Origin of the sequence: Bradyrhizobium genosp. P, from assembly GCF_049949265.1 — a bacterium.
Lineage (GTDB): Bacteria > Pseudomonadota > Alphaproteobacteria > Rhizobiales > Xanthobacteraceae > Bradyrhizobium.
In genome coordinates this window covers 811,905-836,740 of record NZ_CP188195.1, presented here as the reverse complement: position 1 = coordinate 836,740, position 24,836 = coordinate 811,905, and the positions used below count along the sequence as shown (strand labels likewise).

General features: G+C 60.9%; 25 protein-coding genes, 1 tRNA gene and 3 pseudogenes. 13 read left to right on the top strand and 16 right to left on the bottom strand.

Features of this window, described 5'->3' with window-relative positions; translation table 11 throughout:
* Nucleotides 1–11: 11 nt before the first annotated feature.
* Nucleotides 12–326: a hypothetical protein gene (locus ACP2YO_RS04140; protein WP_426439310.1), complete on the bottom strand. Its 315-nt coding sequence runs from the start codon at nt 324–326 to the stop codon at nt 12–14.
* Nucleotides 327–348: 22 nt separating this feature from the next.
* On the bottom strand, nt 349–657 hold the full coding sequence (locus tag ACP2YO_RS04135; RefSeq protein ID WP_426439308.1) for a hypothetical protein: 309 nt from the start codon (nt 655–657) through the stop codon (nt 349–351).
* 110 nt (nt 658–767) lie between these two features.
* Between ACP2YO_RS04135 and ACP2YO_RS04130 the strand changes: the two genes are divergently transcribed.
* Nucleotides 768–1,055 (top strand): hypothetical protein, encoded by a 288-nt coding sequence (locus ACP2YO_RS04130; protein ID WP_426439306.1) that lies wholly within the window; start codon nt 768–770, stop codon nt 1,053–1,055.
* Nucleotides 1,056–1,279: 224 nt separating this feature from the next.
* Here the strand turns inward: ACP2YO_RS04130 and ACP2YO_RS04125 are convergent, their stop codons facing one another.
* Nucleotides 1,280–2,434 (bottom strand): hypothetical protein, encoded by a 1,155-nt coding sequence (locus ACP2YO_RS04125; RefSeq protein WP_426439304.1) that lies wholly within the window; start codon nt 2,432–2,434, stop codon nt 1,280–1,282.
* Nucleotides 2,435–2,854: 420 nt separating this feature from the next.
* Here ACP2YO_RS04125 and ACP2YO_RS04120 point away from each other — a divergent pair, with 420 nt between their 5' ends.
* The 4 genes from ACP2YO_RS04120 to ACP2YO_RS04105 are packed head-to-tail and all read left to right on the top strand — an operon-like array spanning nt 2,855 to nt 5,469.
* Nucleotides 2,855–3,307 carry a MarR family winged helix-turn-helix transcriptional regulator gene (locus ACP2YO_RS04120; RefSeq protein WP_426439302.1) on the top strand — a complete coding sequence of 151 codons (453 nt, stop codon included), beginning with the start codon at nt 2,855–2,857 and terminating at the stop codon, nt 3,305–3,307.
* A gap of 44 nt (nt 3,308–3,351) precedes the next feature.
* Nucleotides 3,352–3,921, top strand: a complete 570-nt coding sequence (locus ACP2YO_RS04115; RefSeq protein ID WP_426439300.1) for an isochorismatase family protein — start codon at nt 3,352–3,354, stop codon at nt 3,919–3,921.
* Entirely contained in the window at nt 3,908–4,237 is a 330-nt protein-coding gene (locus ACP2YO_RS04110) for a hypothetical protein (protein ID WP_426439298.1), read from the top strand. The genes ACP2YO_RS04115 and ACP2YO_RS04110 overlap by 14 nt, the downstream gene beginning before the upstream one ends.
* On the top strand, nt 4,234–5,469 hold the full coding sequence (locus tag ACP2YO_RS04105) for an MFS transporter (RefSeq protein ID WP_426439296.1): 1,236 nt from the start codon (nt 4,234–4,236) through the stop codon (nt 5,467–5,469). Before ACP2YO_RS04110 ends, ACP2YO_RS04105 begins: the two co-directional genes overlap by 4 nt.
* Before the next feature lie 45 nt (nt 5,470–5,514).
* Here ACP2YO_RS04105 and ACP2YO_RS04100 read toward each other — a convergent pair whose 3' ends face one another.
* The 4 genes from ACP2YO_RS04100 to ACP2YO_RS04085 form a co-directional block, all read right to left on the bottom strand.
* Nucleotides 5,515–6,234, bottom strand: coding sequence for an SDR family NAD(P)-dependent oxidoreductase (locus ACP2YO_RS04100; RefSeq protein WP_426439294.1), 720 nt, complete (start codon nt 6,232–6,234; stop codon nt 5,515–5,517).
* 35 nt (nt 6,235–6,269) lie between these two features.
* Nucleotides 6,270–7,520: an acyl-CoA dehydrogenase family protein gene (locus tag ACP2YO_RS04095; RefSeq protein ID WP_426439292.1), complete on the bottom strand. Its 1,251-nt coding sequence runs from the start codon at nt 7,518–7,520 to the stop codon at nt 6,270–6,272.
* Nucleotides 7,521–7,559: 39 nt separating this feature from the next.
* A complete protein-coding gene (locus tag ACP2YO_RS04090; protein ID WP_426439290.1) occupies nt 7,560–8,801 on the bottom strand; it encodes an acyl-CoA dehydrogenase family protein in 1,242 nt (413 codons plus the stop codon).
* A gap of 102 nt (nt 8,802–8,903) precedes the next feature.
* Nucleotides 8,904–9,890, bottom strand: a complete 987-nt coding sequence (locus ACP2YO_RS04085) for a helix-turn-helix domain-containing protein (RefSeq protein ID WP_426439288.1) — start codon at nt 9,888–9,890, stop codon at nt 8,904–8,906.
* A gap of 595 nt (nt 9,891–10,485) precedes the next feature.
* On the opposite strand from ACP2YO_RS04085, the gene ACP2YO_RS04080 reads away from it, so the two are divergent.
* Nucleotides 10,486–11,523 (top strand): caspase family protein, encoded by a 1,038-nt coding sequence (locus tag ACP2YO_RS04080; protein ID WP_426439286.1) that lies wholly within the window; start codon nt 10,486–10,488, stop codon nt 11,521–11,523.
* Between the two features lie 58 nt (nt 11,524–11,581).
* Here ACP2YO_RS04080 and ACP2YO_RS04075 read toward each other — a convergent pair whose 3' ends face one another.
* The 4 genes from ACP2YO_RS04075 to ACP2YO_RS04060 form a co-directional block, all read right to left on the bottom strand.
* Nucleotides 11,582–12,040 carry a hypothetical protein gene (locus ACP2YO_RS04075; RefSeq protein WP_426439284.1) on the bottom strand — a complete coding sequence of 153 codons (459 nt, stop codon included), beginning with the start codon at nt 12,038–12,040 and terminating at the stop codon, nt 11,582–11,584.
* 168 nt (nt 12,041–12,208) lie between these two features.
* Nucleotides 12,209–12,739, bottom strand: a complete 531-nt coding sequence (gene fabA, locus ACP2YO_RS04070) for a bifunctional 3-hydroxydecanoyl-ACP dehydratase/trans-2-decenoyl-ACP isomerase (RefSeq protein ID WP_426439282.1) — start codon at nt 12,737–12,739, stop codon at nt 12,209–12,211.
* Nucleotides 12,740–12,746: 7 nt separating this feature from the next.
* Nucleotides 12,747–13,301 carry a TetR/AcrR family transcriptional regulator gene (locus tag ACP2YO_RS04065; protein ID WP_426439280.1) on the bottom strand — a complete coding sequence of 185 codons (555 nt, stop codon included), beginning with the start codon at nt 13,299–13,301 and terminating at the stop codon, nt 12,747–12,749.
* Nucleotides 13,302–13,538: 237 nt separating this feature from the next.
* Nucleotides 13,539–13,611 (bottom strand) — tRNA-Ser (locus ACP2YO_RS04060).
* Nucleotides 13,612–13,759: 148 nt separating this feature from the next.
* Between ACP2YO_RS04060 and ACP2YO_RS04055 the strand changes: the two genes are divergently transcribed.
* The 5 genes and pseudogenes from ACP2YO_RS04055 to ACP2YO_RS04035 form a co-directional block, all read left to right on the top strand.
* Nucleotides 13,760–15,061, top strand: a complete 1,302-nt coding sequence (locus ACP2YO_RS04055) for an integrase arm-type DNA-binding domain-containing protein (protein ID WP_426439278.1) — start codon at nt 13,760–13,762, stop codon at nt 15,059–15,061.
* Between the two features lie 324 nt (nt 15,062–15,385).
* Entirely contained in the window at nt 15,386–15,772 is a 387-nt protein-coding gene (locus ACP2YO_RS04050) for a transposase (RefSeq protein WP_426433795.1), read from the top strand.
* Nucleotides 15,769–16,113, top strand: coding sequence for an IS66 family insertion sequence element accessory protein TnpB (gene tnpB / locus ACP2YO_RS04045; RefSeq protein ID WP_426433797.1), 345 nt, complete (start codon nt 15,769–15,771; stop codon nt 16,111–16,113). Before ACP2YO_RS04050 ends, tnpB begins: the two co-directional genes overlap by 4 nt.
* Before the next feature lie 73 nt (nt 16,114–16,186).
* Complete coding sequence (gene tnpC, locus ACP2YO_RS04040; RefSeq protein ID WP_426443053.1) at nt 16,187–17,791, top strand: IS66 family transposase; 1,605 nt, start codon at nt 16,187–16,189, stop codon at nt 17,789–17,791.
* Nucleotides 17,792–18,014: 223 nt separating this feature from the next.
* A pseudogene (locus tag ACP2YO_RS04035) lies at nt 18,015–18,455 on the top strand (transposase); the annotation flags it as partial.
* Between the two features lie 75 nt (nt 18,456–18,530).
* On the opposite strand, the gene ltrA reads toward ACP2YO_RS04035, so the two are convergent.
* Nucleotides 18,531–19,784 carry a group II intron reverse transcriptase/maturase gene (gene ltrA / locus ACP2YO_RS04030; RefSeq protein ID WP_426436699.1) on the bottom strand — a complete coding sequence of 418 codons (1,254 nt, stop codon included), beginning with the start codon at nt 19,782–19,784 and terminating at the stop codon, nt 18,531–18,533.
* Between the two features lie 558 nt (nt 19,785–20,342).
* Here ltrA and ACP2YO_RS04025 point away from each other — a divergent pair.
* Nucleotides 20,343–21,251: pseudogene (locus ACP2YO_RS04025) on the top strand (IS5 family transposase); the annotation flags it as partial.
* A gap of 596 nt (nt 21,252–21,847) precedes the next feature.
* Here ACP2YO_RS04025 and ACP2YO_RS04020 read toward each other — a convergent pair.
* A complete protein-coding gene (locus ACP2YO_RS04020) occupies nt 21,848–22,153 on the bottom strand; it encodes a hypothetical protein (protein ID WP_426439276.1) in 306 nt (101 codons plus the stop codon).
* A gap of 794 nt (nt 22,154–22,947) precedes the next feature.
* Between ACP2YO_RS04020 and ACP2YO_RS04015 the strand changes: the two genes are divergently transcribed.
* Nucleotides 22,948–23,097, top strand: a complete 150-nt coding sequence (locus ACP2YO_RS04015) for a DNA-directed RNA polymerase subunit alpha C-terminal domain-containing protein (RefSeq protein ID WP_426443052.1) — start codon at nt 22,948–22,950, stop codon at nt 23,095–23,097.
* A 122-nt stretch (nt 23,098–23,219) separates the two neighbouring features.
* Here ACP2YO_RS04015 and ACP2YO_RS04010 read toward each other — a convergent pair whose 3' ends face one another.
* From ACP2YO_RS04010 to ACP2YO_RS04000, 3 genes and pseudogenes are all read right to left on the bottom strand, one after another.
* Complete coding sequence (locus tag ACP2YO_RS04010; RefSeq protein WP_426439274.1) at nt 23,220–23,420, bottom strand: hypothetical protein; 201 nt, start codon at nt 23,418–23,420, stop codon at nt 23,220–23,222.
* 6 nt (nt 23,421–23,426) lie between these two features.
* The gene (locus ACP2YO_RS04005; protein ID WP_426443051.1) at nt 23,427–23,639 is read right to left on the bottom strand and encodes a PilZ domain-containing protein; all 213 of its coding nucleotides are present in this window, start codon (nt 23,637–23,639) and stop codon (nt 23,427–23,429) included.
* A gap of 698 nt (nt 23,640–24,337) precedes the next feature.
* A pseudogene (locus tag ACP2YO_RS04000) lies at nt 24,338–24,556 on the bottom strand (LysR family transcriptional regulator); the annotation flags it as partial.
* Nucleotides 24,557–24,836 lie beyond the last annotated feature (280 nt).

Here is a 24,836-nt window from a genome sequence, read left to right as displayed (position 1 = left end):
AGCGTCGTTTCCTAGAACGGAAACGCAAACTCCCGCACCGGATATCGGCTGTCAAAATCCAGACCCGTTGCCGGTCCGGTACGGTAGTAGCCATTGTAATAGCCGACGACGCGCCCCGACGGCGAGGCCGAGCACGCAAGGTCATCGCGGCCCGCAAGCTGCGGCCGACGCTCCTGGTAGCGGGTCCGCCAGCAGTCGCAGTGCTGATCGCAGACCATCCGGATTTGCTCGGTCGCGGGCCGAAAATCGCGATCGCTTGCCGGCGCGGCGGCGGGGCCGACCACCATGAGCGCAATGTAGGAGAAGCCGGCAATCAGATTGGTCATGATCATATCCTGGACGGTTGGGTTATCGGGTCGTTTCCAGCGAGGCCGGCCACGTGTCGCGGAGCCGCTCGCAGTCAAGCCAGAACGCGTCGCCGCGGCGGAGCGTGACCTGCCACGGCACGGTCTTCAGGAACGTCGATTCGACCGTCGGACCGCGCGGAAAGGTGATTCGGACGGTCGCCTTGAGAAGCCAGGAGCCGGGCGGGGCGTAGGGAAGCTCCTCGGATCGAACGACCTCGGCGTGACAGCGCGCGGGGGTCGCCGCGGATGCCGCAGCCATCGAGACCACGCCCAGACACAGGATCGCTGCGGAAATCGTGACGTATTTCATGGCGCTTTCCCTTCGAAGAGATGACGTCATCGTGCGGTCGTATTGCACAAAGTTGTGCAGATGATTACGTTATTGCAGGATTCGTGTTATGTATCGGTGTCGGGAGAGTGATGGATGGCTGGAATATGCGGTTCTTCGGTCTCGTTCTACGGACGCTGTTTCTGATCGTCGTGGTGGCGATAACGGCCCGGGTGGCTGCGCCCCAGAATGAAAGCCTGTGGACGGCATACGACACGCCTACCGACCTGTTTCGCATCATCCTCGGCGCCATCGTCTGCATCTTCGTGGCCGTGCAGATTTTCCGATATTCGCGGAATCCCGCCGACATGCGCAAGTGGGTTCCGATGGGCCTCGCCCTGCTGCCCCTCGCGGTGATCTGCGCGATCGTCATCTGGTAGCACGCAGGATCGAGACCTGCTCACCGCTCCATCCAGGGCGTGCCCGTCGAGCCTTGAATCTGAATGATTGAGTCGTGAAGCTGGATGCCGGGGCTCAACCGAACGGCGAGGCGGCCAGCGCAGGAACTGCAGGGACAACGGCGACCAGGGAGAGTGACAGCGCAAGAAACCGAAGAGAACGCGCCATGATCTTAGTACTTCGCGAGTTGATTGTCCGGATTCCTCTAACGCAGCAAACCGGCATCGATAGCCGATCGGCCGGCTTTCATCAGGCCGCCGCAGCGCCATAGGCTGCTGGCCATGACGGGGCCGGCTCCCGGAGCGCTGTTCCATGCGAAGTAGAGCAGGCCGGCAACGCTGCCTGCACGGGCATAAGGGCGGAAATCACCCATGATCTCCTGAATAAATAGCGCCCGCTGATCGTCATCGACGGGGCAGTTGGTGGCCTTGTTGTCGATCCCCCATTCCGTGATCCAGCATGGCTTCCCGTCGCGGCTTCCCTGGGGACGGCAATCGGCCAGATCGTATTTGGCGATGCGCTGCTTTCTCACCGCCGGGGTGATGTCGTGCGTCGTGTCTGGATAAATGTGAACCGCATAGGCGTCGACGAGATTGTCCAGGCCATTTGCGCGCAGATAGGACAACGTGGTGTGGATGCCGACAATGTCGCCCTTCGCCCAGGCCGGCAGGAAGCCGTCATCCTGGTCATAGGTGCCAAGCCCCGCGGTGGTGATCGGCGTGTGGCGGTTGAGATTCGAACGGTCGCGGATCTCCTTCAGCACACCGAGCATCTTCAGATACTGGCGAAACCCTCGCGCAACGCGCTGTCCTTGCGGATCTCTGTCCAGGTCGGACAGGCTGAGCTGGCGTGCGCGGCCGGCGGGCTTGGCGAATTCCGGATTGGTACCCGAGAGATTGATTTCGTTGCCAAGCTCGAAGGCTGCCAAAACGATCCCCTTTGCCTCCAAGCGATCAAGTACCGGCTGCAAAGTCGCACGGAAATGGTCCGGGTCGGCAGCGGAAAGCGGCGTCGTTCCGAATGGATCGTAACCGCCAAAACGATAGATGAGCCACTCGATCTTAATGCCGCGTTGCCATGCCCGCTCGGCGTAATCGACGCCCTTGTCGTCAAGGGTGATGGAAGCGCGGATCACCGACACGCCGGAGGCGTGGATGGCATCCAGCATGGCATTTTGATCCGCGAGGCTGAGAACGTAGGGATTGATGACGTTGACGCCGACCGCGGCATCTTCCGCCTGCGCGGACAGGATCGACGAGAGAAGACTTGAAAGAACAATGCCGATCACCCCGCCGCGTCGAATGCACTTTTGGGTGAGCAGATCCCGCGCAAGGATGGGGAAACGAAAGAAACGCATCATGAATGCTCCAGCTCGAACAACTCGGCCACGATCCCCGCGCATCGCGGCGCAATCATCGACACCACGCAGGCAATGACAAGAAAACCTAGTGTGACCGCGCCGACGAGCTGAATTCAGGAGGCGTTCAGATTGACCGGTCGTGTGCGGCAGCGCGCGTTGCGAGCGCTTGATTGCCGAATCTTACGGTGATGGTTCGCGTCATCGGCCCACAACGTCGCCCGCGACGCATGTCCGGCGGATTTTGCCCATCGAGATTCGCGGCCTGCCCATGGCGGATCAGGCAGCGTCGCTGCACGACCGCAGATATCTCGGGAATCGAGCCGAGGCATAGGGGATGATCGGAGCAAGCTTGGCAGGTACACAGATTATCTGCAAAGTTAATCTTTACAGTTTACCTTCATATGTGCTATCCACTCCGGCATGAGCAATTCACCTGATCGTCCCCGGCCGGCGCGCGCGTCCGCGCTGGCCGAAGACCTGCGTTTGCTGATCGGGAAGCTGAAGCGCCGGCTGCGCGAGCAGGGCGATCATCAGGACCTGACACCATCCCAGGTCGCGATCCTGCTGCGTCTTGAAAAGGCTGGCCCCGCGACGGTGTCCAGCCTGGCACGATCCGAAGGGATGCGTCCGCAGTCGATGAGTTCGGCAATCGCCACTCTCGAGGCCGCAGGCCTTGTCAGCGGCGCGCCCGATCCGGACGACGGCCGGCAAACCATCATGTCTCTCACGGACGCCTGCCGCGACCGGATCCGGACCGGCCGCGCCGCGCGGCAGGACTGGCTGTCGCGCACCATCACCGCGCGGCTGTCGCCGCGAGAACAGGACGAGCTCGCCGACGCTGTCGGGCTTTTGAAGCGGCTGATCGACGATTGATGCGGCCATCACGCGAAACATCCGGCGGACAGAAGGAAACCACCATGGCCCTCACGACGCTCGATCCGGTGACCGCGCTCATCGTTGTCGACCTGCAAAGCGGCCTCATGGGCTCACCTTTCATCCATCCGATCGGAGACGTCGTGGCGCGCACGTGCGCCCTTACCACTGCGTTCCGGCGGCGCGGCCTGCCGGTTGTGCTGGTCAATGTCGACGGCGGCGCGCCGGGACGAACCGAACGGCCACGCCCGGGCGGGCCGTTTCCCGATGGATGGACCAACCTCATCCCCGAGCTCAATCGGCAACCCGGCGACCTCGTCGTGACCAAACGAACCTGGGGTGCCTTTGCGAGCACCGATCTCGAGAGCCAGCTAAAGGCGCGCGGGGTCACGCAAGTGGTGGTCACCGGCGTCGCCACGGGCACCGGCGTCGAATCGACCGCGCGGCAGGCCTATGAGGCGGGATTCAACGTCACGCTCGCCACCGACGCCATGACCGATGGGCGGCCAGAGGCGCACGACTACAGCATCGCCAACGTGTTCCCACGGCTCGGCGAAACCGGCTCGACGCAATCGGTGATCGACCTCCTTGAAAGGACCCATGTACATGCTTGATCTCGTCGCCTATTTCTTCGGAGGCGCCTTCCTCACCAACGCCATTCCGCATGTCGTCGCCGGCATGATGGGCGAACCGTTCCAAAGCCCGTTCGCAAAGCCGCGAGGCGAGGGACTGTCCTCGTCGACCGTCAACATCGTGTGGGGCTTCTTCAATCTCCTCGTCGGATATCTGCTGGTCTGCCGTGTCGGCGATTTCGGCCTGCGGACGACAAGCCACGTTGCCGCCCTCGGCCTTGGCGGACTTGTGATCGGTGTCTGGCTGGCGCGGCACTTCGGGCGCTTTCACGGCGGCAATGAGCCAACGCAATCATGAGGCGGGTGTTTCGATCGCTGCGGAGCTTCAACTACCGGGTCTGGGCCGCCGGCGCGCTGGTATCCAACATCGGGACCTGGATGCAGCGCGCCGCCCAGGATTGGCTCGTTCTCACCCAGCTGACCAATCACAGCGCGTCCGCCGTCGGTATTGTCATGGCGCTGCAATTCGGCCCGCAGCTGCTGCTGATGCCGTGGTCCGGCCTTGCCGCAGATCGTTTCAACCAGCGCCGGCTGCTGATGGCGACGCAAGCGGCGATGGGCACGCTGTCGCTGATCCTGGGAATCCTCACCGTCACCGGGCTGGTGCAGCTCTGGCACGTCTATGTGTTCGCTTTCCTGTTCGGCTGCAGCGCCGCGCTCGATGCCCCGGTGCGCCAGACCTTCGTGGCCGAGCTGGTGGGCGACGCGGATCTCTCGAACGCAATCGCGTTGAACTCGACCTCGTTCAACGCCGCACGCATGGTCGGGCCTGCGGTGGCCGGCCTCGTCATCACCTCTGTCGGTACCGGCTGGGCGTTCCTGTTCAACGGGGTGTCGTTCATGGCGGTGCTGGCGTCGCTGTCGTTCCTGCGCAAGTCGGAACTTCGCCCGAATGCGCGCGCCCACCGTGCCAAGGGCGGCATCACGCAAGGGTTTCGTTATGTCTGGTCCCGCTCCGACCTCCGGGCGACACTGGTGATGCTGTTCCTGATCGGGACCTTCGGGCTGAACTTCCCGATCTTCATCTCGACCATGGCGGTCGGCGTGTTCCACACCGATGCGCGCGGCTTTGGCCTGCTGTCGTCGATGATGGCGATCGGGACGATGTCCGGCGCGCTGTTGGCCGCAGGCCGCGAACGGCCGCGCTTTGCCGCGCTGGTGCTGGGTGCCGCGATCTTTGGCCTCGGTTGCACGCTGGCCGCGCTGGCGCCGAACTACTGGCTGTTCGGTGCCGCGCTCATCGTGATCGGCGTCGCCGCACTGACCATCATGAACACGTCGAATGCGCTGATGCAGCTCTCGACCGAGCCTGCGATGCGCGGACGGGTGATGGCGCTGCGGCTCGGTGTCGCGTTGGGCGGCACGCCGATCGGCGCACCGATCGTCGGCTGGGTCGCCGATCATCTCGGCCCGCGCTGGGCGCTTGGCGTCGGCGCGTCCTCGGGCTTTGCGGCCGCGATCGTGGCGATTGCCTTCCTGTCTCAACGGGGTGTCGAAGCCAGTGATCTGCCGCCTGCCGTGAAGCGGTAGCGCAAGGTTGTGCAGCTCCCGTTCCGCCGGGAAACGCACGATGTCCTATAATTGGTGGTGACCGGCAGCCTGTCCTCCATCGACGTGAAGAATCTCACCTGTCACAAACGCCGCGCCATCGAGGTAGAGCACAGCGTCCACAATGTCGGACACCTCACCCATCCGCCCCATGGGATGGAGCGCCGCCAACGCTTGATGGGCCTCTGGCGGGTGCATCGGCGTCTTGATGATTCCCGGTGACACGGCGTTGACGCGAATCCCGGTCTTCGCATACTCGATCGCAAGCGCTTTCGTTGCGGCGCTCAGCGCTCCCTTTGTGAGCGAGGCCAATGCAGCCGGAACAGCGCTCATTGGCTGGTCGACAAGACTTGTAGTGATCGTGACGACATGACCGCGGCCCTGTTTGCCCATGATGTCCAGTGCACGCTGGGTCATATGAAAGAAGCTCGTGACATTCGTCGACATGTAGAGCGCATAGTCGTCCGGCGAATAGACCGTGAATGGCTTTGCCATGAACATCCCGGCGTTGTTGACCAGCGTATCGACGCGACCGAAACGATCGAGAGCCGCTTTGAACACTCTCTCGGCCGTATCAGCGGCACCGATGTCGCCTTGGACGGTCAAGACGCCGGTATCGGCGGCCGGCTTGATCGACCGCGATGTTGCGACGACGCGGTAATTGCGGTCCGTGAATGCCTGTAGGATACCCGCACCGATCCCCTGAGATGCACCCGTTACGATGGCTACTTTCTGCTCTGCGCTCATGATTCACCCCATTCATCAAGGAAGCTTCGTCTGCGTCAGACCTCCGCCTCACAACTGGCCGTCAGCGGATCGTAGTCCGGCTGTTTCAGGATCGCGTGGAGTTGCCGGCGACGGACGCCGATATTGCCTCCGCCAAAGAGCGGAAGCGCGAGCGCGTCCTGCAGCAGGCGTCCCAACGGGAGGGCATGATCGTAGCTCTCGATCCCGACGACGCGCATGAGATCCGGCAGCATCCGCACGGCCGTTTCCGAACCATGGATTTTTGCTTCGATCGCAAGTTCCTGCGCAGCGGGCGATTGCGCATCGACCGCCTGGCACGCCCTCCAACAGAGACAACGTGTCGCCTCGATGGCCATCTTTGCGTCCGCCAACGCGTATCCGACGGCTTGATGCTCGATGATGGGATGGATGCCGCCTCGCCGCTCGGCGCGCGCGAAGCTAAGAGTGAATTCAAACGCTGCTCGCATCAGCGCCACGGCGAAAATTCCGACCAGGGCGGCGGCGCCGGTGAAGCAAGCGCCCGTCAGGGCCAAACCACCGCCGAGGTGACCCAGGACATTGTCTCTGGAGACGCTGACACCCCTCAGACCGAACTCGGGCAACAGGTGTGCCCGGTGCCCCACCGAGTCGATCGCACGCTCGAAGATCAGTCCCGATGCCGGGCGCTCCACGATCATGATTGAAATACCGCGTTCGGGTGGAGCACCGGGATCGGTCCGACACAGTATCGATAGAATGTCTGCGCCCTTGCGATCCCAACCTGTGGCCGAGGAAACCCAGCTCTTTCGTCCCTCAATGATCCATCGGTCGCCCCGAAGTGTGGCCGTGGTGCGAACGCCCTCGCCCGGCGGGGGTGATCCGGCATTGGCGCTGCCGCCCGGTTCGGTGGCGCAAAACCCGGCCAAAGGCGCTCCGGCCTGTTCGAGGAACGGCGGCAGCAGCCGGCGCCGCTGCTCCTCCGTGCCGCCGATCAACAGCGGCAACAGTCCAAGGAAGGTTCCAATCAGCGTCAATGTCACGCTGGCGTTCACTGCATAGAGCTCTTCGATCATGATCGCCGTATCGATCAGACCAGCACTCTCTCCGCCGGCGGAAAGCGGAATGCATTTCCGCAGAAATCCAGCCGCAATCATTGCCTCGTAAGCCGGCTTCGTTGCCGAGAACCGCGCCTCCGGCGTCGGCAGGGCTTCTGCCTCGATCGACGGGGAAAGCACCTCCCTTGCGAACTTGCCGGCTTGCAACTGGAACTCGCGCTGGCTCGCGGTCAATCGGAAGTCAATAGCCATCGATCATCCCTCGCGTCGGAACATCGTCGGCCGGACGCACTACGCGGCTCCGCTTGCAGCAAGTGGATCATAGTCGCTTCGCTTGAACATCATGTGCAGCTGCCGACGCCTGATGCCCAGATTGCCGCCGTCGAAGATCGGCAGCGCAAGCGCATCCCCGAGCAGGCCGCCGAACGGAGTTTCCTGATCGTAGCTCTCGACACCGACCACGCGCATGAGATCGGTGATGACGCGCACCGCGGCCTCCGAGCCTAAAATCTTGGCCTGGACCGCAAGCTCCTCGGCCGCCGGCGACTGGGTGTCGAGCGCATGGCAGGCACGCCAGCTGAGATAGCGCGCCGCTTCGATCGTGGTCTTGGCATCGGCCAAGGCGTATCCGACCGCCTGGTGCTCGATGATCGCGTGAACGCCGCCCCGCTTTTCCGTCCGTGCGAAATGAAGCGCAAATTCGAACGCGGCGCGCATCAGCGCGACACCGAAGATGCCGACGAGTGCCGCGGTGCCCGTGAATGCCGCAGCCGTCAACGCGAGGCCCCCACCTTCCTGTCCCAGCAGATTGTTGCGGGGCGCTGCGACATTCCGCAACGCGAATTGCGGTACGAGATGCGCCCGATGACCGATCGTGTCGATCGCACGTTCGAAGACGAGGCCCGCGACCGGTCGTTCGATCGCAATGACCGACATCGCGGCCTCAGGCGCCGCCGCTGGATCGGTCCGGCACACGACGCAGAGGACATCGGCGCCTTCGCGGTTCCAACCCGTGGCCGATGACACCCATTTCTTGCGGCCGTTGATCACCCAATTGTCGCCCTCTCGCGTGGCCGTGGTGCGGACGCCCTCGCCGGGCGGCGGCGAGGCTGCGTTGGCGCTGCCCCCGGGCTCACTGGAGCAGAAGCCCGCCAACGGCGCACCGCTTGTTTTCAGAAACGGCGCGAGCAGCCGCTGGCACTGGTCCGGCGTGCCACCGAGCAGAATCGGCAACAGGCCGAGCACCGTCCCGAGCATCGTGAGCGTCACGCTGGGATTCACGCTGTAGAATTCTTCAGCGAGAAGCGCCATGTCGATCATGCCTGCATTGTCGCCACCGGCAGGCGCCGGGATACACTTGCGCAGATAGCCGGCCGCCACCATCGCCTCGTAGGTCGGCCTGGTCGCGAGAAAGCGCGCTTCCGGCGTCGGCAGCAACTCGGCCGTTTTGGCCTCGCTGAGCACCTCTCTCGCAAACTTGCGGGATGTCAGCTGAAGATCGCGCTGCTGCGCTGTGAGCGTGAAATCAATCACCGGTGAAGCGTCCTCGTCGTCAGCGGCATGTCGCCGCATTCAACAGAGGACTAGCTTGCCAGTTCGGGAAAGTCTTGGACGGTAGTGAACCGATTTCTTGGTCTATTGTGTACCGTCGGCTGGCTTTCCCATGGCGCGTCGAAATTCCCGGGGCGCCAAGCCGCTGCTACGCTTGAACAGCTTGTTGAAATGCGAAATATCGCGAAAACCGGCATTGAATGCGATTTCAGCAATGGTCGTGCGTCGATGGGCGTGATCCAGCAAGCTCCGGGTACAAACAAGAATCCGCTGGCTGTTGATGTGTTCACCGGCCGAGCGGCCCGTGGCAGAAAACAGCTTGTGCACATATCGTTGCGAGCAATTGAATTTCAGTGCGAGTGTGGCCGCGCCCAGTTCGGGGTCAGCCACGTGGCGATCGATATAGTCAAGCATCATCGACAGCACGACGGACTGACCAGCCCGTTCCGGCGGCATTTCTTCCAAAATTCCTGACGCGTGAGATATCAGGTCAACGACATGTTGAGCACCGAAGGCGGAGATCCCCGAGCCCGGCTCCGAACGAAGACACAGTTCCGCATGTCCCGCGAGTGTCCGGGATAGCGCGCGGCCGGCCTCGGTCCCGGAGAGCCTCAGCCGTGGCCGCTCTGCGAGCGCGCTTGGCAAGAGCTGTCGCGGCACCGCAAAGCAAAACAGGCTGAAATTCCGGCCATTCGCGATTTCGAATGGCTCGGTCGTATCGACGATCGCGAGATCTCCGGGGCCACAGATCTGCTGGTGGCCGCGCTGGGTGTAACGACCAACGCCATCGAGCTGGAGATTGACAAAGTACACATCGCCAATGCTGCGCGCGATGTGCGAGCGCAAACGAAGCACCACGTGCTTGGTCGCTTCGACACGGGAAATCTGGATTGAGGCGACGTCTGTTCGCGAAATCGTCCCCTGGAAAGGTTGCTCGGCGATCTTTCTCGGTTCGAGCTGAACGAAAGCGTCGGCCAAGTCCTCGGCCCAACTTCCGAAGGGCCGGTCCGCCTCAATCGCTTTTGTCGACCACTGCATAGACCACCCAAAATTCACGGCTGCAAATTTCATGGTTTGGCCCCTCCAGGACAATACATCAGGGAATGACGGGGTCAAACCGGCTACGGCATGCGCAGCCGAGCCTCAGACCACGCCGCTCGTCGTCTGGCGATCATTTCGCACGCTCGGAGATTTGGCCGTCGGCCGCAAGCCGGGCTCTAATAAGCGTGAGAGGTCATGCTCGGCTGCACCGTCAGCCGCAAGGCGACGTCGGTTGAACCATCCATAAGCTCCAGGAGCTGGTCACAGACCCGACATCGAAACTCTCCCTCGACGCCCATCTTCGACGTCAACTCGATCCGGCGATAGCCGGCCTGGCATTTGGGGCACGTCACATCGGATTTGCGCATCGGGTCAGCACGCGGTGTTGGTCCTGCCATTTTCCACGCACCCCTAGGCAGAAATGTGACAACGTCACTCGTGTGCGCGACGGAGCGTCGAGACAGCGTCGACACCGAGGCACTCGGAGCCAGCCAGTGAACGCTTCCATCAGGGCCGATAGGCCGATCGCCGGCACTCGCGATTCGCAGTGACCGTGAGGGATATCACAGACCGACGCGTGGCGGAGAATATGCTATGTAGTTTGGTACCGCTTTTGGAAGGCACAATGCGTGTCGTCTCGGCCATCGCTCTCGCGCTCTGCTCGATCTGGCTGTGCTGCGAACCAGCATTCGCCGAACGACGGATTGCCCTGGCGATCGGCAACTCCTTCTATGAGCGGGTGCCGCGGCTCTCCAATCCGGTAAATGATGCCACCGCGATGTCGGCCATGTTCAAGCGTGCGGGCTTCGACCTCGTCGAGTTCAAGCTTGACCTCAAAGGCCAGGAGATGCGCCGCGTTCTGCGCAACTTCTCGGACGAGGCACGCGATGCCGACATCGCGATCGTCTATTTCGCCGGTCACGGGATCGAGATCCAGGGCGCCAACTATCTCATTCCGATCGATGCCGTGCTGGATCGCGATATCGATGCCGACGACGAAGCCATTCCGCTCGACCGTCTGCTGACCATCATCGAGCCCGCGCGACAATTGCGGCTGGTGATCCTGGACGCCTGCCGCGACAATCCATTTTCCACCACGATGAAGCACACGGTTGCTTCACGCGCAGTCGAACGCGGGCTCGCGAAGGTCGAACCCGTCAGCCCGAACACGCTGATCGCTTTCGCAGCCAAGGCCGGTTCGACTGCCGCCGATGGCGATGCGAACAACAGTCCGTTCACCGCAGCGCTGGTCAAATATCTGCCGACCCCGGGCCTCGATCTGCGCAGGGCGTTCGGCTACGTGCGCGACGATGTTTTGAAGGTAACGAGAAACCGGCAAGAGCCCTTCATTTATGGCTCGCTTGGCGGCAACGATGTTTCCCTCGTACCGAAGCCGCCGGAACCCCCGGTTGCCGACCCCAATATCGCTGCCAGGCAGGACTACGAACTGACTTCGCAGATCAACGCCTTGGCCGCGTGGGATTCCTTCCTGAAGAAATATCCTTCCGGCTTCTTCAGCGACCTCGCAAGGGCGCAGCGGGAAAAGCTGATCGCCGTCGACGCAGCCTCAGCCGAACAGGCACGACTTGCGGCCGCGAAGAAAGCCAGCGACGACGCTAAGGACAATGCCAGGGACAACGCCAAGGCTGCGGAGGCGGAATAGTCCGAGAGAACGCCGCATAGGACTCATGACGTGACCTCCAGGTGAGAGAAGCTAGGTTCTATAACAGCGGCTCGTGAAGCACGTAGTGATCTGGCGCACGTTTCGCCGGTGAGTGGTGAGTGTGGTGGGTCCGCACAACCTGCTGCCTCGGCCCCGCGGTCCCGGTTTCCTTCAGCCTTGCCGAGCGCACCCAGGCCGAGACGTCGTTGCCGGTCCTGGGATTTGCGTACATGACGGACGACCAGCCATCATTGGTTTGCGCGTAGGCGACGAGCTCATCCTTCGGAATGACGAAGACACCGCTGATCGGGCAGTGCAGGTTCGGCGCCGAATAGAATTGCAGCCGCCCACCGCCGGTCACCACATTGGCGAGCGGCGGTGAGAACAGCGGAGCCGCCGTGGTCCCCTCCTGCGGCTCCTTGCAGCTTGACGGGGTCTGCGCACGCACGGATGCCCCGAGCAAGCCCAGGATCACGGCGCCGCAGACGATGGAGGCGAGTACGACCTTGTCCGGCATTGTTTGATCTTCCAGAACCGCGATGGAGGCGATCAACGCATCGCATTGACCGGTTTGTCTCCGGAGGGCGTCAACAGGTTCTGGAAGATGTGGCGATAGGGCTGGAGCGGACTAGAGTCGACGTAGTGCAAATCAGCCGCATGATGCGGTGTCAGACACCGCAGCATCTCAGCTCGCGGCCGCGATCAGCCCGACCCTCATGTCCTTGGCGATGTAGACACAGACGTCATCGGCGAAGACACGGCCATTGGCGATTCCAACCGCCAGTTTGCCGCGCCGGACCTGGCGCATGCTGACTTCGTAGCGCACGCGCTTGATGTCCGGCTTGATGTCGCCTCGAAACTTGACCTCGCCAACGCCGACCGCGCGGCCCTTGCCCGGTGAGCCCGACCAGCCGAGCCAATAGCCAATGATCTGCCACATGGCGTCCAGACCGAGACATCCCGGCATCACCGGGTCGCCGGCAAAGTGACAGCCGAAAAACCAGAGGTCCGGCGTGATATCCAGCTCGCCGATGACATGGCCCTTGCCGAACTCGCCGCCATCCACGCTGATCTCGGTGATGCGGTCCATCATCAGCATCGGCGGCGCCGGCAACTGCGCGTTGCCGGGGCCGAAATAGCCGCCCTCACCCGATCTGAGCAGATCGTCCCTGGTGTAGAACGGTTGCGGCGCGTGAAAATCGCGAGGATCGGACATTGGCGCGTCACCTTCGATGTTTGGCTGGCGGCCTTGTCGCGGCCGCTTGTTCGACGCCGGAGCCCTGCGGCAACCGCAGCGCTGCGGCCATGAATGCCCAGATTTCGTCTGTGAGCTTGCCTGGATCGGGTCGCGGCTTGCTCATCAAGGCACCGATCAGGGCCTGGCGGATTCCGCCGATCATCAGCGCAATGGTGAGATGCGGATCGACGTGCGGGGGAACGATGCCGTCACGTTGGGCCGCCTGAAGCATCAGCGCGCCGGCCGCAAGCTGCCGGTTGGTGAAGGCAGTCTCGACATCCAGCACTTCAGGTGCGCGGCTCATCGCTCCGATGACGAGCGGCGCGAACGGATGATCATAGTGAAAGGCGACATAGCTGGCCACGCGCTGCTTTTCCCTGTCCGCCCAGCCGAGCGTGGGCCACTTGCCCCCCTCGAACACCTCTGCGTCGAGGCGACGGTAGAAAGCTTCGACGACGGCGGCGATCAGGCCGGCCTTCGATCCGAAGTGGTGATAGGCGAGCCCGACCGAAACCTGCGCCCGCTTCGCGACCACCTGCATCTCGAGCTGCCCATGGCTTTGGATCAGCTCCTGTTCAGCCGCCCGGATCAATCTTTCTGACGTGCCGATCGTCGTGATTATCTCTGATCCAAGCTCTGAATTGAATTCAATTCAATGCCGATTTCCTAGATGGAATTCAAGTCAAAGTTTCCCGGGTGGGCGTGACGGATTCCGGCGACGGCACGCTCGGTGAGCGCGCGGCTATGGCGGGGATGATTCTGCGAAATCGTGAAATTGCGCGCCCGGAACGATTCGAACGTCCGACCCTCAGATTCGTAGTCTGAATTTGGGGCTTCTCGACCGCTCTCGCACACACGTTGCAATACTCTCGCCTTCTCTGCAAGCTATTGATAAATCAACGGATTTCGTGCTGTAGCGCACCGCAGCGTGGTTCCACCTGGAAAATTCTCATCAGAGACTTCCCCAGACTAAACCCAGACTAAAGAGTGGAGGCATTTATGGCTGATCAGCGCCAGGTTCTCACCGACAAGAGCATTGCACTTCTTTGTGCAGGGCAGACGCAATACAAGGTACGCGATAGCGAACTGCCCGGCTTTTTTGTGCTCATCGGCAAGCGCCGGAAAACGTTCATGGCCCAAGGCGAGTTCTGGCGTGATGGCGTTCGTGAATTCACAGCGCAGGTAAAACTCGGCGACTTTGGTGACATGACCACGCGCCAAGCGCGTGGCAAAGCCAAGGAGGCGCTTGGATCGATAGCGAAAGGCGAACGCCCTGGTGAGGCTCCGAAGATCAAGCCAGGCTCAATAACGCTTCGGCAAGCGTGGGAGCGCTATCGTGATGCGCACATGAAACGTAAGGGTCGAAGCTCAGGGACTATTGAAAGCTATCGAGATCATATGGAGCGGCTGTTCAAGGATTGGCTCGACAATCCGCTCGCTCGGCTTGGGCGACAACCGCACCTCGTTGTTGAACGTCACGACAAAATAACGAAGGAGAATGGTTCTTATATTGCGAATGGGTCAATGCGCAGTTTACGGGCAGTGTACAACCACGTGCGGAAAAGCAATACCGATCTGCCGGCCGTGAATCCGGTTTCCGCGATCGACTGGAATAAGGAGCATCGACGCAACACCGGGATGGGCTCCAAAGATATCAGCGGTTGGCTCGAGGAGCTTTATGCAATGGATAACCCGGTAAGGCGGGAATTTCATCTTCTGACGCTCTCGAGTGGATCACGACCAACCGCCCTGAAGAAAATCCGGTTGGAACACATCGATTTGCGACAGAGGATGATCCGCATCCCGAAGCCCAAAGGTGGAGAGGAAAAGGCATTTGACATTCCACTATCCCGGCCGATGATCCGATGCATCATCCGCGCGATCCGATGGGGCCGGATCATGTATTCCGAGCAAGCGAAGTCGTGGTTGTTTCCAGCCGACAGCAAACCAGGACATCTCGTCGAGCATAAGGAAGAGCGAAATGTGCTATCCAAATGGGGTAACGATCTGCGGCAGAGCTATCGCACGCTCGCGCAAGCAGCGGGTGTTTCGGAACTCGACATCCATCTTTTGATGAACCACTCACTCCCAGGCGTAAATGCCGGGTACATTACCCGCGATCGGCTGTTAAGGGACCATCTGAGGAGCCAGCAGCAAAGAATTTCAGAGTTGGTTGTTCATAGCGTTGCGGTAGAGCGAGATCCTTCGTTGGTCCGGTGGCTCGGGAGCGGGAAGGTTGAGGAGATCACATGTTCGGCTCACCCAGTGGGCCAATCAAGGGCTGTGTCGATGGCCGCATAGACTGAAGTTGCAGCTGTGGCCGAGCCTTCTCGTACGAAAGCGGAAGCGACACGTTCGAAGCGGTACGCTATCGATCAGTCGCCAGCAAGCAAGCCTAGTTCTTCTTTCGAACAATCGCTGATGCAGGCGAATCGCTCGCTGCAGGATAGACGAGCGTGGTGCTGACGACGATTGCTTACGTTCGTAAGCTGCACTCCGGCGTCCGCGGTCTGACCGGAGGTAAGTTTAAATCGTAAGCGTGTAGGTCATCCCACGTAGCGGATGATGTTCGATTGTCAGAGAATCTCCTGGTGATTTGTCCCAGGAGTTCATGAGAGCGAACATATGTCTGATACCAAGAATTTCGAAGTTATCACAGCGGCGGCCGAGCGGCTTTCGGTGAGTCCCGGGCGGAGCTACCGCACCTGGTCGCGGGAGGAGAAGGATCGCATCGTCGGGGAAACGTTTGCGCCGGGGGCGAACGTGTCGGCGATAGCGCGCTGTCATGGGATCGATCCATCGCAGTTGTTTGCGTGGCGACGCAAGGCGCTGGCCTCGGGAATGGTGGCGCCGCTCTCTGGGGCGCGAGACCGAGCGGTTAAGTTCGCGCGCTTTGAGACCATGGCGGGGGAGATGGTGGAAATCGTCATCGGCGATGTCGTGGTGCGCGTTGGTGGAGATGTGGAGGCGGGGCGGCTTGCTGCTGTGATCCGGGCGGTTCGGCAGGCATGATCCCGGCGGGTGTTCAGGTTTACGTGGCCAGCACGCCGGTCGACTTCCGCAAGGGTGCCACGGGTTTGATGGCGCTGGTTCGAGATGGTGGGGCCGACCCCTTCAGCGGAGCACTGTACGTGTTCCGTTCGAAAAGGGCGGATCGGATCAAGGCGGTTTGGTGGGACGGCAGCGGGGTATGCCTGTTTGCCAAGACTCTCGAGGAGTCAAAGTTCTGCTGGCCGAGGATTGCGCCGACCCGGGTGCAGCTGAACCATGCGCAGTTGCTCGCGCTGATTGACGGGCTGGACTGGACGAAGGTGCGTCCGGTGGTTGTGAAGCGCCCAGAAACGGTAGGCTGACAAGCTGCGGCGAATTGAATCAGGGTGCTGAAAAGTTTGGAAGAGTGGCGGCGACTCTGCTGTGATGGCGACGATGACGACGCCCGTTACAGAGCTCCCGACGACGCTTGCCGAAGCCCACGCGCTGATCGTCGCCTTGGCGGAAGAGCGGGCGGCGATCGAGGCCGAGAACAGCCGCATTGCCGCTGCAAACACCGATCTTACGGCGATCAACAAGGCCGCCGATGCGCGGATCGTGGAGCTGACGGCGATCGTCAAAATGCTGGAGCGCACGCTTTACGGCACGCGCTCGGAACGCTTGCGCAGCGACAAGCTGAGCACGGAGCAGATCGCCTTCGTGTTCGAGGAGATTGAGACCGGCGTGTCGGCGGTTGAAGCCGAACTGGCCAAGGCTGGCGGCAAGGACATGCCGAAACGCGTGCCGCGGCCGCGCAAGGAGTTCGGGGCGCATCTGGAGCGGGTGGAGATCGTCATCGAGCCGGAGGTTCCTGCCGGGTGCGAGGGGCTGGAGAAGGTGCTGATCGGCGAGGACGTGTCGAAGCGGCTGGATGTGACGCCGGCGAAGTTCCGCGTGATCGTCACGCGCCGCCCGAAATACGCCTATCGCAACCGCGACGGCGTGGTACAGGCGCCAGCGCCTGCCCATTTGATCGAGAGCGGCCTTCCGACTGAAGCGCTTCTGGCCCAGATTGCCGTCTCCAAATATGCGGACGGGCTGCCGCTTTACCGGCAGGAAGCGATCTACGCCCGCGATCGGGTCGAGCTGGACCGCTCGTTGATGGCGCAGTGGATGGGCAAGGTCGGCTTCGAATTGCAGCCGCTGGCCGACTATGTGCTGGAAAAGGTCAAGCAAGGCGAACGGATCTTCGCCGATGAGACGACCCTGCCAACGCTCGCTCCCGGATCCGGCAAGACGCAAAAGGCCTGGCTGTGGGCTTATGCCCGTGACGACCGGCCGTTTGGCGGCATCGGTCCACCGATGGTCGCTTATCGCTTCGAGGACAGCCGTGGCGGCGAATGCGTCGAGCGCCATCTGGCAGGCTTTGCTGGCATCCTCCAGGTCGATGGCTATGCCGCCTATAATCGGCTCGCCAGGTCGGCGGGCGCCAACGAGGGAGTGCGGCTTGCAGCGTGCTTTGCCCACGTCAGGAGACGGTTCTACGAGCTTCACGTCAACGAGAGCTCGCGCCTGGCGACACAGACCGTCACCACCATGGTCGAGCTGTGGGAGATCGAGACCGATATCCGCGGCCAGGATCCTGAGACGCGGCTGAATGCGCGCCAGCAAAGGTCCGCCCCCATCGTTGCGGCGCTGTTCGATCTGTGGGAGAAGGAGCTGCCGCGTCTGTCCGGCAAATCCAAGCTCGCCGAGGCGATCCGCTATGCCACATCCAGACGCGCCGCACTCGAGCGCTTTCTGAGCGACGGTCGTATCGAGATCGACTCCAATATCGTCGAGCGGACCATCAGACCCCAGGCAATCACAAGAAAAAATGCGCTCTTCGCGGGTAGCCATGGTGGCGGCCGCTCCTGGGCGACCATCGCTACGCTTCTGCAGACCGCCAAAATGAACGACGTCGATCCACTCGCCTGGCTCACGCAAACGCTCGAGCGCATCGCGAACCGGTGGCCGATCACTCAGATCGATGCCCTCATGCCGTGGAACTTCAGAGCCTGAACGGCTTCGGCTACACGCTTACTTTAAATCGCGGACCTGCAACCATCTTTACTTGGTCGTCCGTGAAGAGCGGCTAAGCGATTGAGCTAGAATCGCATTTGTCGTTGTGGACTGTTTTGCGATTGCAGGGTTTTGATGCTTCGAGCATCGGAACCCTGCAATTTCATTTTCAGGATTCCGTCGAATCGCCAGTCATGATTCCGTCGTCGCATCGGAGGTGGCAATGCGACCGAAGAAGCACAGGACGACGGGATCGGGCGATCTGTTCCGGGCCAGGCTGGACCAGATCATCAATATGAAGCACGAGCTGGTTCAGCTCGCCGGCAAAGTCGATTGGGACTGGATCGACGGTGAGATCGCGCCGCTCTATAGCGAGAACGGTCGGCCAGGCATCGCGACCCGATTCATGATCGGGCTGCTGTTGCTCAAGCACATTTATGGCCTGTCCGATGAGGGGGTGTGCGAGCGCTGGGTCCACGACCCGTACTTCCAGTTCTTCACCGGCGAAGAGTTCTTTCAGCACGCCTTCCCGCACGAGCGCTCGGACCTGAGCCACTGGCGCAAACGGCTCGGCGACAAGCTGGAGCTGTTGCTGGCCGAGAGCTTGCGGGTGGCGCACGAGGCCGGCGCGTTACGCAGCCAGGACCTCAAGCGGGTCACGGTCGGTCGAGTAGCCCCGGGGAATTGCACCCCGAGGCTCTCACGAAACCGGACGTGAACCTCTCGATTCATCCGGCTTCTATCTTCCAGCCGCAGGTCGAATGCCGACTCGCCACAAATAGAGCAGGTTCGGATCGCGCTGTGCGAGCCGTCCCAACCAATATACTGAGGCGACTTTCCGGCCTTTCAACCGCTTGTATTTCCGCCTCGTCCAACGGGCGAGCGCGTCGTTAACGTGACGAAGGACGTTGACACATTCTGTCCGGTAAAACCGTCCATAATAGTTCAGCCATCCTTGCACGACAGGATCAATCAGCTTGGCGAGTTCTTCAAGACTCCAGTGGTTTCGCGTCGAACCCAGTCGCCATGAGCGAATGGTTTGTCGGATTCCTTTGGCAGCCTTGTTGCTGATTGCCGGGAGGAAGTTGAGGAACTTCTCGCCCTTTCGATCGCGAGCGCTGCGCGGCTGGAAGGTGTAGCCAAGGAAGTCGAACGAGATGTGTTCGCATTCCTTTCTCCGTTTATTATCCTTGCAGTAGACGATCCGGGTTTTCTCCGGGTGGAGCTCCAGACCGCATTCCGTAAGACGTTTTCGGATCGCCTCCATCACGGTTCGAGCCTCGCTTTCAGTTCTGCAATGGACTATCGCATCGTCAGCGTATCTTTCGAAACACAAACAAGGGAAGGTCCGCTGCATCCAGTGATCGAATGCATAGTGCAGAACCAAATTTGCGAGCAGCGGTGAAACCACTGAACCCTGAGGGGTTCCGCGTGTTCTCTCCACAAGGATTCCGTCTTCTTTCTCCACGGGAGCTTGCAGCCACCGCTTTACGTAGAGACGAATCCAACTCAGTTCCGTGTGGTGGGCGACGGCCTTTTCGATCAGGTGCCAAGGAATCGAGTCGAAGAACGACTTGATATCAAGGTCGATAACCCAGTCGAATTTCCAGCAACGCTTTCGCGCTGTCCCGACTGCGTCAAGCGCCGAACGGCCGGGCCGATAGCCATAGGAGTCGGGATGGAATATTCGTTCCATCGTCGGCTCCATAACCATCTTTGCAACCGTCTGAGCCACGCGGTCAGCTATAGAGGGTATTCCTAACGGTCGCTTCCCTCCATTAGCCTTGGGAATTTCCACGAGACGGACGGGAGGCGGAAAGTATGTCCCCGACGACATTCGATTCCAGATCTTGTAGAGGTTTCTCTTCAAGTCCTTTTCGAATTCCTCGATGGAGACCCCGTCCACACCCGCTGACCCGCGGTTCGCTTTCACCTGTTTCCAAGCTTCCCAAACGAGATGCTTGGGGATCTGATACGACTTTGCCTCAGTCATCGGCTCCTCCCGTTTCCGGTTGGCCTGTGACTTTGGCTGGAAGATCGGGTCCCTTCGCTCCGCCCGTATTACCGGGCCTCATCACTATTACGAACCCGTCCGCCCCTGCGTCGCGCATTGGTACTCTGCCCTCGGCGGGTCCGCCGCCTTTGGGGTCTCCCTTGGCATCGCGACGCAGGTTCCCATGTTCCGCGCAAGAGCCTGCCATCGGGATCACGCCGCCTCTACACCGGTTGCCGCTCGGCCAATAGACAGGCTCTCGCCGCGCTTGATCCCAGGAGGTGGTATCGCCCCTGGTTTCGACAACACCTGAACTGTACTTTCGATGCATCATCGGCGGTTTACTTGCGTTCGTCTTCCCGTGGCTCACCTGACGGGCTGATCGCCCGCCTTTTCCAGCAACGCTCACCACCTCAGCCATTGAGCTAAAGCAGCTTGTGGCGGTTTGGACTCTGATCCTGCAATCCGAGTCCGAGGGACCTGCCCTCATCTCTTGCGCAGCAAGGCTGCTCGAAAGATGGTCTACATATTCAACCTCCTTCTTCGCGCCGTCATGGCGCACATACCACCGTGCAGCCGAAGGCGATCACCTTCCCGACCGATGCCAAGCTGCTGCACGCGGCGATCAAGGGGCTCAACCGCCTGGCGAGGAAGCACGGGGTCAAGCTGCGGCAGTCCTACCTTCGCATTGCCAAGACCGCGGCAATGATGGCGGGGCGCTACGCCCATGCCAAGCAATTCAAACGGCATCAGCGGCAGTTGCGCATCCTGCGTAGCCGGCTGGGCCGGATCATCCGCGATCTCCGCCGCAAGATCGAAGGTCAGGCTGTGATCGAGAACGCGTTCGCCCTCCCGCTCAGCCGGGCTTCGCAGATCCGCTCGCAGCAGCAACGCCAGCGCGGCTGGAAGCTCTATTCCTTCCACGCCCCGGAGGTGGAGTGCATCGGCAAGGGCAAAGCAGCCGCGCCTTACGAGTTCGGCGTCAAAGCCTCCATCGTCACCAACAACCGCCTGGCTCCTGGGGGCCTGTTCGTGCTGCACGCCACGGCGCTACCCGATAACCCGTACGACGGTCATACCTTGCAGGACGTCATTGACCGCACCGAGACACTCACCGGCTGCGCGATCGAGCGGGCCTATGTCGACAAGGGATACCGCGGTCACAACGCACAAAATCCCCGCCGAATCTTCATCTCTGGCCAGAAGCGCGGCGTCTTCGGTGTCATCAAGCGCGAGCTGCGCCGCCGCTCCGCCATCGAACCCATCATCGGACACCTGAAGACCGATGGTCACCTCGGCCGCTGCTACCTCAAAGGCCGCGCCGGCGATGCGGCTAACGTCATCCTCTCAGCCGTCGGCCACAACTTCCGCCGCATCATCGCCTGGCTAAGGGCTCTTTGGTGCCTGATCCTGACCACCCTCATCGCTGCCGCCAGCGACCGCTCTCCGCTTAATTCGGTTTCTTAACGGACGACGGGGAAGCGGCAACCGTGGAGCAGCGCACTGCACAACGAATGGTGAGACTTTCGGAAGATCGCGGTTGATGTAAACTCGCCCCAAAATCAAAGGGGTGGGAAACAGCATGCGGCGAACGATGCTGATCAATCCGTTCGATTTGCTTGCAGAAGTTCCGAGCCGGCAGGGGGAACAGACCGCGCGTTCAACGCCCGTCTGTGCTACGTGCGGCTCGGACGATATCGTCTGTCGCGCAACTATTCAGTGGAGCAACGAAGCTCAAGATTGGCAATTGACCAGCACCTTCGGACAACCTGCACAGTGCAATCGCTGCAGAGCACCGTGCAGCATTGAGTGGCTAACGTTCGACTAACGATGCCCGGATCGCGGTCTTCCGCGTGCCTGATCCTGCGAGTATCGTGCATTTTCTTGCGGGAGAGGTCGACGTCTGCCGTGGTCGCATGGCCGGTGTTCCAGTTGGGAACGCCGCCATTGCGAAGCGTGTCCCCGCTATTGGCGACCTCGCCCGCTCCTGCGCCGCGTCGTATTCGTCGGCGAACCGCCGCTTGGCGAGGCCCTCGATTTCCAGCGCTTCGGCCTGTGCGCGGTCACGCCCGGCGCCGGCCCAGCCATCCCTTCAGACCGCGTCGGCGCCGTCGCGCGCGTTCGCGCGGCCTCTCCGGGGCGGGCAGCGGCTCGAACGGAGCAGTCTCGGCGACGGCTTCGGTCGTCTCCGGTTTCGGCTCATCGACGTTGGGATGATGGGGAGCTTCTTTCCGAACCGTGACCCCCGTTTCGATCCCAGCCAGGAATGCCCTGCCCGCCGCCGTGATTTCCCAGCCGCCGGGATCGCGAACGACGAACTGCGCGGCAAAAATGTTCAAGCCCGGCGCGCGTTCAGCCAAGCGTTTCATACGCTCTGACCAATCCTTCCCGCTCGTCATAAGGATAGCGACAGCGTGCCTGACGTCGGCGAGCGAGGCTCGCCCGTCAGGCTGGCCCGCTAACACTTTGAGAACCGTCAATTGGAAGCTCACTTGCGGTGCTCCCGATCCACGCCGTCTGGCAACTCACAGCACGACCATAAAATGGCAAACCGAAATGACGCGGTTATAGCGCGGCCAGATCGAACGGGAATGCCTGCTGCGGATTAACGTTTCCGCGAAACCATAATCCATGGAGCCGCATCCACTGGATGCAGCGCACTGACAGCCTTCAAGGTCCGATAGCCAAGAGCCGCCGCGACCGGTTGTGATCAGAGCAGCTGCTCTGAAAGCTTCCGAACTCACGGCAACGAAAGCAGCATCGAACGTCAGTCTCGCCGCGACCAGTGAAATAAACCCTAATATTCCATTCCGCTGGACACCCTCACGAATTCAAATAGGTTCACAACCGGGAAGCGAGGAAGGAGCATGTCCGCCAAGTTCGACAGCGCGTCGGCAGCCGACCGCACAAAGCTAGCGCGGCTGCAGATTGTCGAGACGCGGCGCCGCGGACGCTTCGAGCGACTGCTCGCCACTCTCCCTAATGATGGCACAAGAGCCCAGGCCATCAAGGCTGCGCGGCTATATTTGGCAATTAGCGCTCGCATCGAAGCCATTGAGCGCGGCGTTATCGAGCCTCAGCCAAACCTCGTATCGACCGCCGTCTACGCCGCAGCTTGGATGGTCCGCCCTTACCCCTGTCAGACAAAACCCCGCTCGAACTTGTGCCGTTATCGCCGCGTGTTCGCAACACGCTCAAAGAGGCGGCCTTCAAGACGGTCGGGGAAGTACGTCAGACTTCGAACGCAAATCTTCTAAGCCTGCAAAATCTCGGGCGCGGATCAAGCAAGCACCTGCGCGAACTTTTCCAATAAACGTTCCGTTCACCATACTCTTCTAATGTACGGGCGCTTCTTTCTACTCCTGAGATGGGCGTCGCTGCTGCGTTGTGTTCTGGCGGTGGCGTCCATTCTTCGATTGGCTACGCCGCTCCCTATCAAACGAGCGCTTTGTTGTCCTGATCGATTAACTCGATCCGCTTCATGTCGGTGAAAAACGGTCGCGTGGTACGACCATCCGACCATCTAATCTCCACTCCGAAGCGGTTGATTTCGGTCACAAGCCCCCTTGCTTCGTCGTCGCCGATCCAACGAACGTGAGCGCCTTTTTCCAGCCGTCGCGCCTGTTCTCTGGTCATCTTAGGTCAAACTCGATCTTGCGGCTGAACGAATGACACGCCAATCCAAGCACCCTGGCGCCATATCACGCGACAGAGAAACGTCGTACTGCGAGGCACTATCAACCTGAATTCGTTCGGCACTTCTGATTGGGCAGCAACCTGCACGGCCGCTCCGGTGTCGGAGACGTCTCGCAGCACACAGGACATAGAAATGTCGCCGAACCTGATCAGCGCCATATCGAGCACTTTGCGTCGCGTGGACTTGCGCCTGTCGGAAAGGACTATCATTTCGGGTCCGTCGACTGAGCAAAGCGATTCGCTTTATCGTGCACGGGAATGATTGCGAGTTTGCTAATAGCTATGCCGGGAGCCGTTTGCCAGCCGTGTGGCTCAAGCCTCGTACAGATCGAGTTCCCGAATTAACCGCTGACGGACGCATCAAGCTTAACCAGCGACTTCGATTGCACGCCACGCTTCCGCGAACCTATCGTCGCCTCATCGGACAATTGCAACACTTATCCGGACCCAACATGGCGGAAAGCCTTCGCGTGGCGCGGCGTCCTCTGCATTTCGGAAGAGTGTAGTTGCGGTATGTGCGCAGAAATGACCAATGGCAGCTGATGCAAAGCCGGTTCGCGTCGTTTTTGCTTGCCCGAATTGCCCTGCGACGTACGAGGCGATCCAGTTAGTCAAGACGAGCACTGCCAGCCGGTTCAGGTGCACACTTTGCGATGCTCTCGTCCATCATTGGACAGGTCGCTACACATACGAACATTGGATACCGCTTCCGAGAAGATGGGGTGGCTCCTAGGCAAACGGCGGTGCTTGCCGAGATCGAGAAAACCTGAATCGGCGCGATCTGACGGCAGCGCAGCGGGCAATTCGCCAGATACGCCTCTAGCTCTCGTCCGATGCGGCGCGAACGATCTTCTTATGGATAGAACGTCACGTGCCTCGACGAGAAACAGGGAACCAGCCCGCGTGAGCACGATCCCGCGACCAACCCTGTTAAACAACCTCGCCAGATGCCGTGCTTCCGGCCCCGCGATCGCTGAACTGACGGCCGACTGAGTCAAATTGAGCGCCGCCGCCGCCCGCGTGACATGTTGGCGTTCGGCGACAGCAACGAAGGCGCGAAGCTGTTCAAGTGTCATATAAAAATATATAGCCGGCTCAGCGCCGTGCCGACACTAAAACATTTGATAGTCAGTTTTCCTTGGAAGTGGCCTACCCCTCATTGTGCATGTCCGGAGTTGTCTCAATGCCGTCGATGAGACAAGCAGAGCAATCGAGACAGCGATAGCCCCTCTGGCGGCAGCGCGAACCGCCCCGGTTTCATCGTCCAAGACGATCGTATCCATTGAATGATTTCATTGGATTGACGCCGCGACATCTCTATCTCGAATTAGCAAGTCGAGCGCGTTGGAGCGCGCT

What these genes read in the sequence shown, in the direction of transcription:
- ACP2YO_RS04140 (WP_426439310.1), bottom strand. Translation starts at nt 326, where the DNA reads ATGACCAATCTGATTGCCGGCTTCTCCTACATTGCGCTCATGGTGGTC.
- ACP2YO_RS04135 (WP_426439308.1), bottom strand. Translation starts at nt 657, where the DNA reads ATGAAATACGTCACGATTTCCGCAGCGATCCTGTGTCTGGGCGTGGTC.
- ACP2YO_RS04130 (WP_426439306.1), top strand. Translation starts at nt 768, where the DNA reads ATGGATGGCTGGAATATGCGGTTCTTCGGTCTCGTTCTACGGACGCTG.
- ACP2YO_RS04125 (WP_426439304.1), bottom strand. Translation starts at nt 2,434, where the DNA reads ATGATGCGTTTCTTTCGTTTCCCCATCCTTGCGCGGGATCTGCTCACC.
- ACP2YO_RS04120 (WP_426439302.1), top strand. Translation starts at nt 2,855, where the DNA reads ATGAGCAATTCACCTGATCGTCCCCGGCCGGCGCGCGCGTCCGCGCTG.
- ACP2YO_RS04115 (WP_426439300.1), top strand. Translation starts at nt 3,352, where the DNA reads ATGGCCCTCACGACGCTCGATCCGGTGACCGCGCTCATCGTTGTCGAC.
- ACP2YO_RS04110 (WP_426439298.1), top strand. Translation starts at nt 3,908, where the DNA reads ATGTACATGCTTGATCTCGTCGCCTATTTCTTCGGAGGCGCCTTCCTC.
- ACP2YO_RS04105 (WP_426439296.1), top strand. Translation starts at nt 4,234, where the DNA reads ATGAGGCGGGTGTTTCGATCGCTGCGGAGCTTCAACTACCGGGTCTGG.
- ACP2YO_RS04100 (WP_426439294.1), bottom strand. Translation starts at nt 6,234, where the DNA reads ATGAGCGCAGAGCAGAAAGTAGCCATCGTAACGGGTGCATCTCAGGGG.
- ACP2YO_RS04095 (WP_426439292.1), bottom strand. Translation starts at nt 7,520, where the DNA reads ATGGCTATTGACTTCCGATTGACCGCGAGCCAGCGCGAGTTCCAGTTG.
- ACP2YO_RS04085 (WP_426439288.1), bottom strand. Translation starts at nt 9,890, where the DNA reads ATGAAATTTGCAGCCGTGAATTTTGGGTGGTCTATGCAGTGGTCGACA.
- ACP2YO_RS04080 (WP_426439286.1), top strand. Translation starts at nt 10,486, where the DNA reads ATGCGTGTCGTCTCGGCCATCGCTCTCGCGCTCTGCTCGATCTGGCTG.
- ACP2YO_RS04075 (WP_426439284.1), bottom strand. Translation starts at nt 12,040, where the DNA reads ATGCCGGACAAGGTCGTACTCGCCTCCATCGTCTGCGGCGCCGTGATC.
- fabA (WP_426439282.1), bottom strand. Translation starts at nt 12,739, where the DNA reads ATGTCCGATCCTCGCGATTTTCACGCGCCGCAACCGTTCTACACCAGG.
- ACP2YO_RS04065 (WP_426439280.1), bottom strand. Translation starts at nt 13,301, where the DNA reads ATGCAGGTGGTCGCGAAGCGGGCGCAGGTTTCGGTCGGGCTCGCCTAT.
- ACP2YO_RS04055 (WP_426439278.1), top strand. Translation starts at nt 13,760, where the DNA reads ATGGCTGATCAGCGCCAGGTTCTCACCGACAAGAGCATTGCACTTCTT.
- ACP2YO_RS04050 (WP_426433795.1), top strand. Translation starts at nt 15,386, where the DNA reads ATGTCTGATACCAAGAATTTCGAAGTTATCACAGCGGCGGCCGAGCGG.
- tnpB (WP_426433797.1), top strand. Translation starts at nt 15,769, where the DNA reads ATGATCCCGGCGGGTGTTCAGGTTTACGTGGCCAGCACGCCGGTCGAC.
- tnpC (WP_426443053.1), top strand. Translation starts at nt 16,187, where the DNA reads ATGACGACGCCCGTTACAGAGCTCCCGACGACGCTTGCCGAAGCCCAC.
- ltrA (WP_426436699.1), bottom strand. Translation starts at nt 19,784, where the DNA reads ATGACTGAGGCAAAGTCGTATCAGATCCCCAAGCATCTCGTTTGGGAA.
- ACP2YO_RS04020 (WP_426439276.1), bottom strand. Translation starts at nt 22,153, where the DNA reads ATGAAACGCTTGGCTGAACGCGCGCCGGGCTTGAACATTTTTGCCGCG.
- ACP2YO_RS04010 (WP_426439274.1), bottom strand. Translation starts at nt 23,420, where the DNA reads ATGACCAGAGAACAGGCGCGACGGCTGGAAAAAGGCGCTCACGTTCGT.
- ACP2YO_RS04005 (WP_426443051.1), bottom strand. Translation starts at nt 23,639, where the DNA reads ATGGCGCTGATCAGGTTCGGCGACATTTCTATGTCCTGTGTGCTGCGA.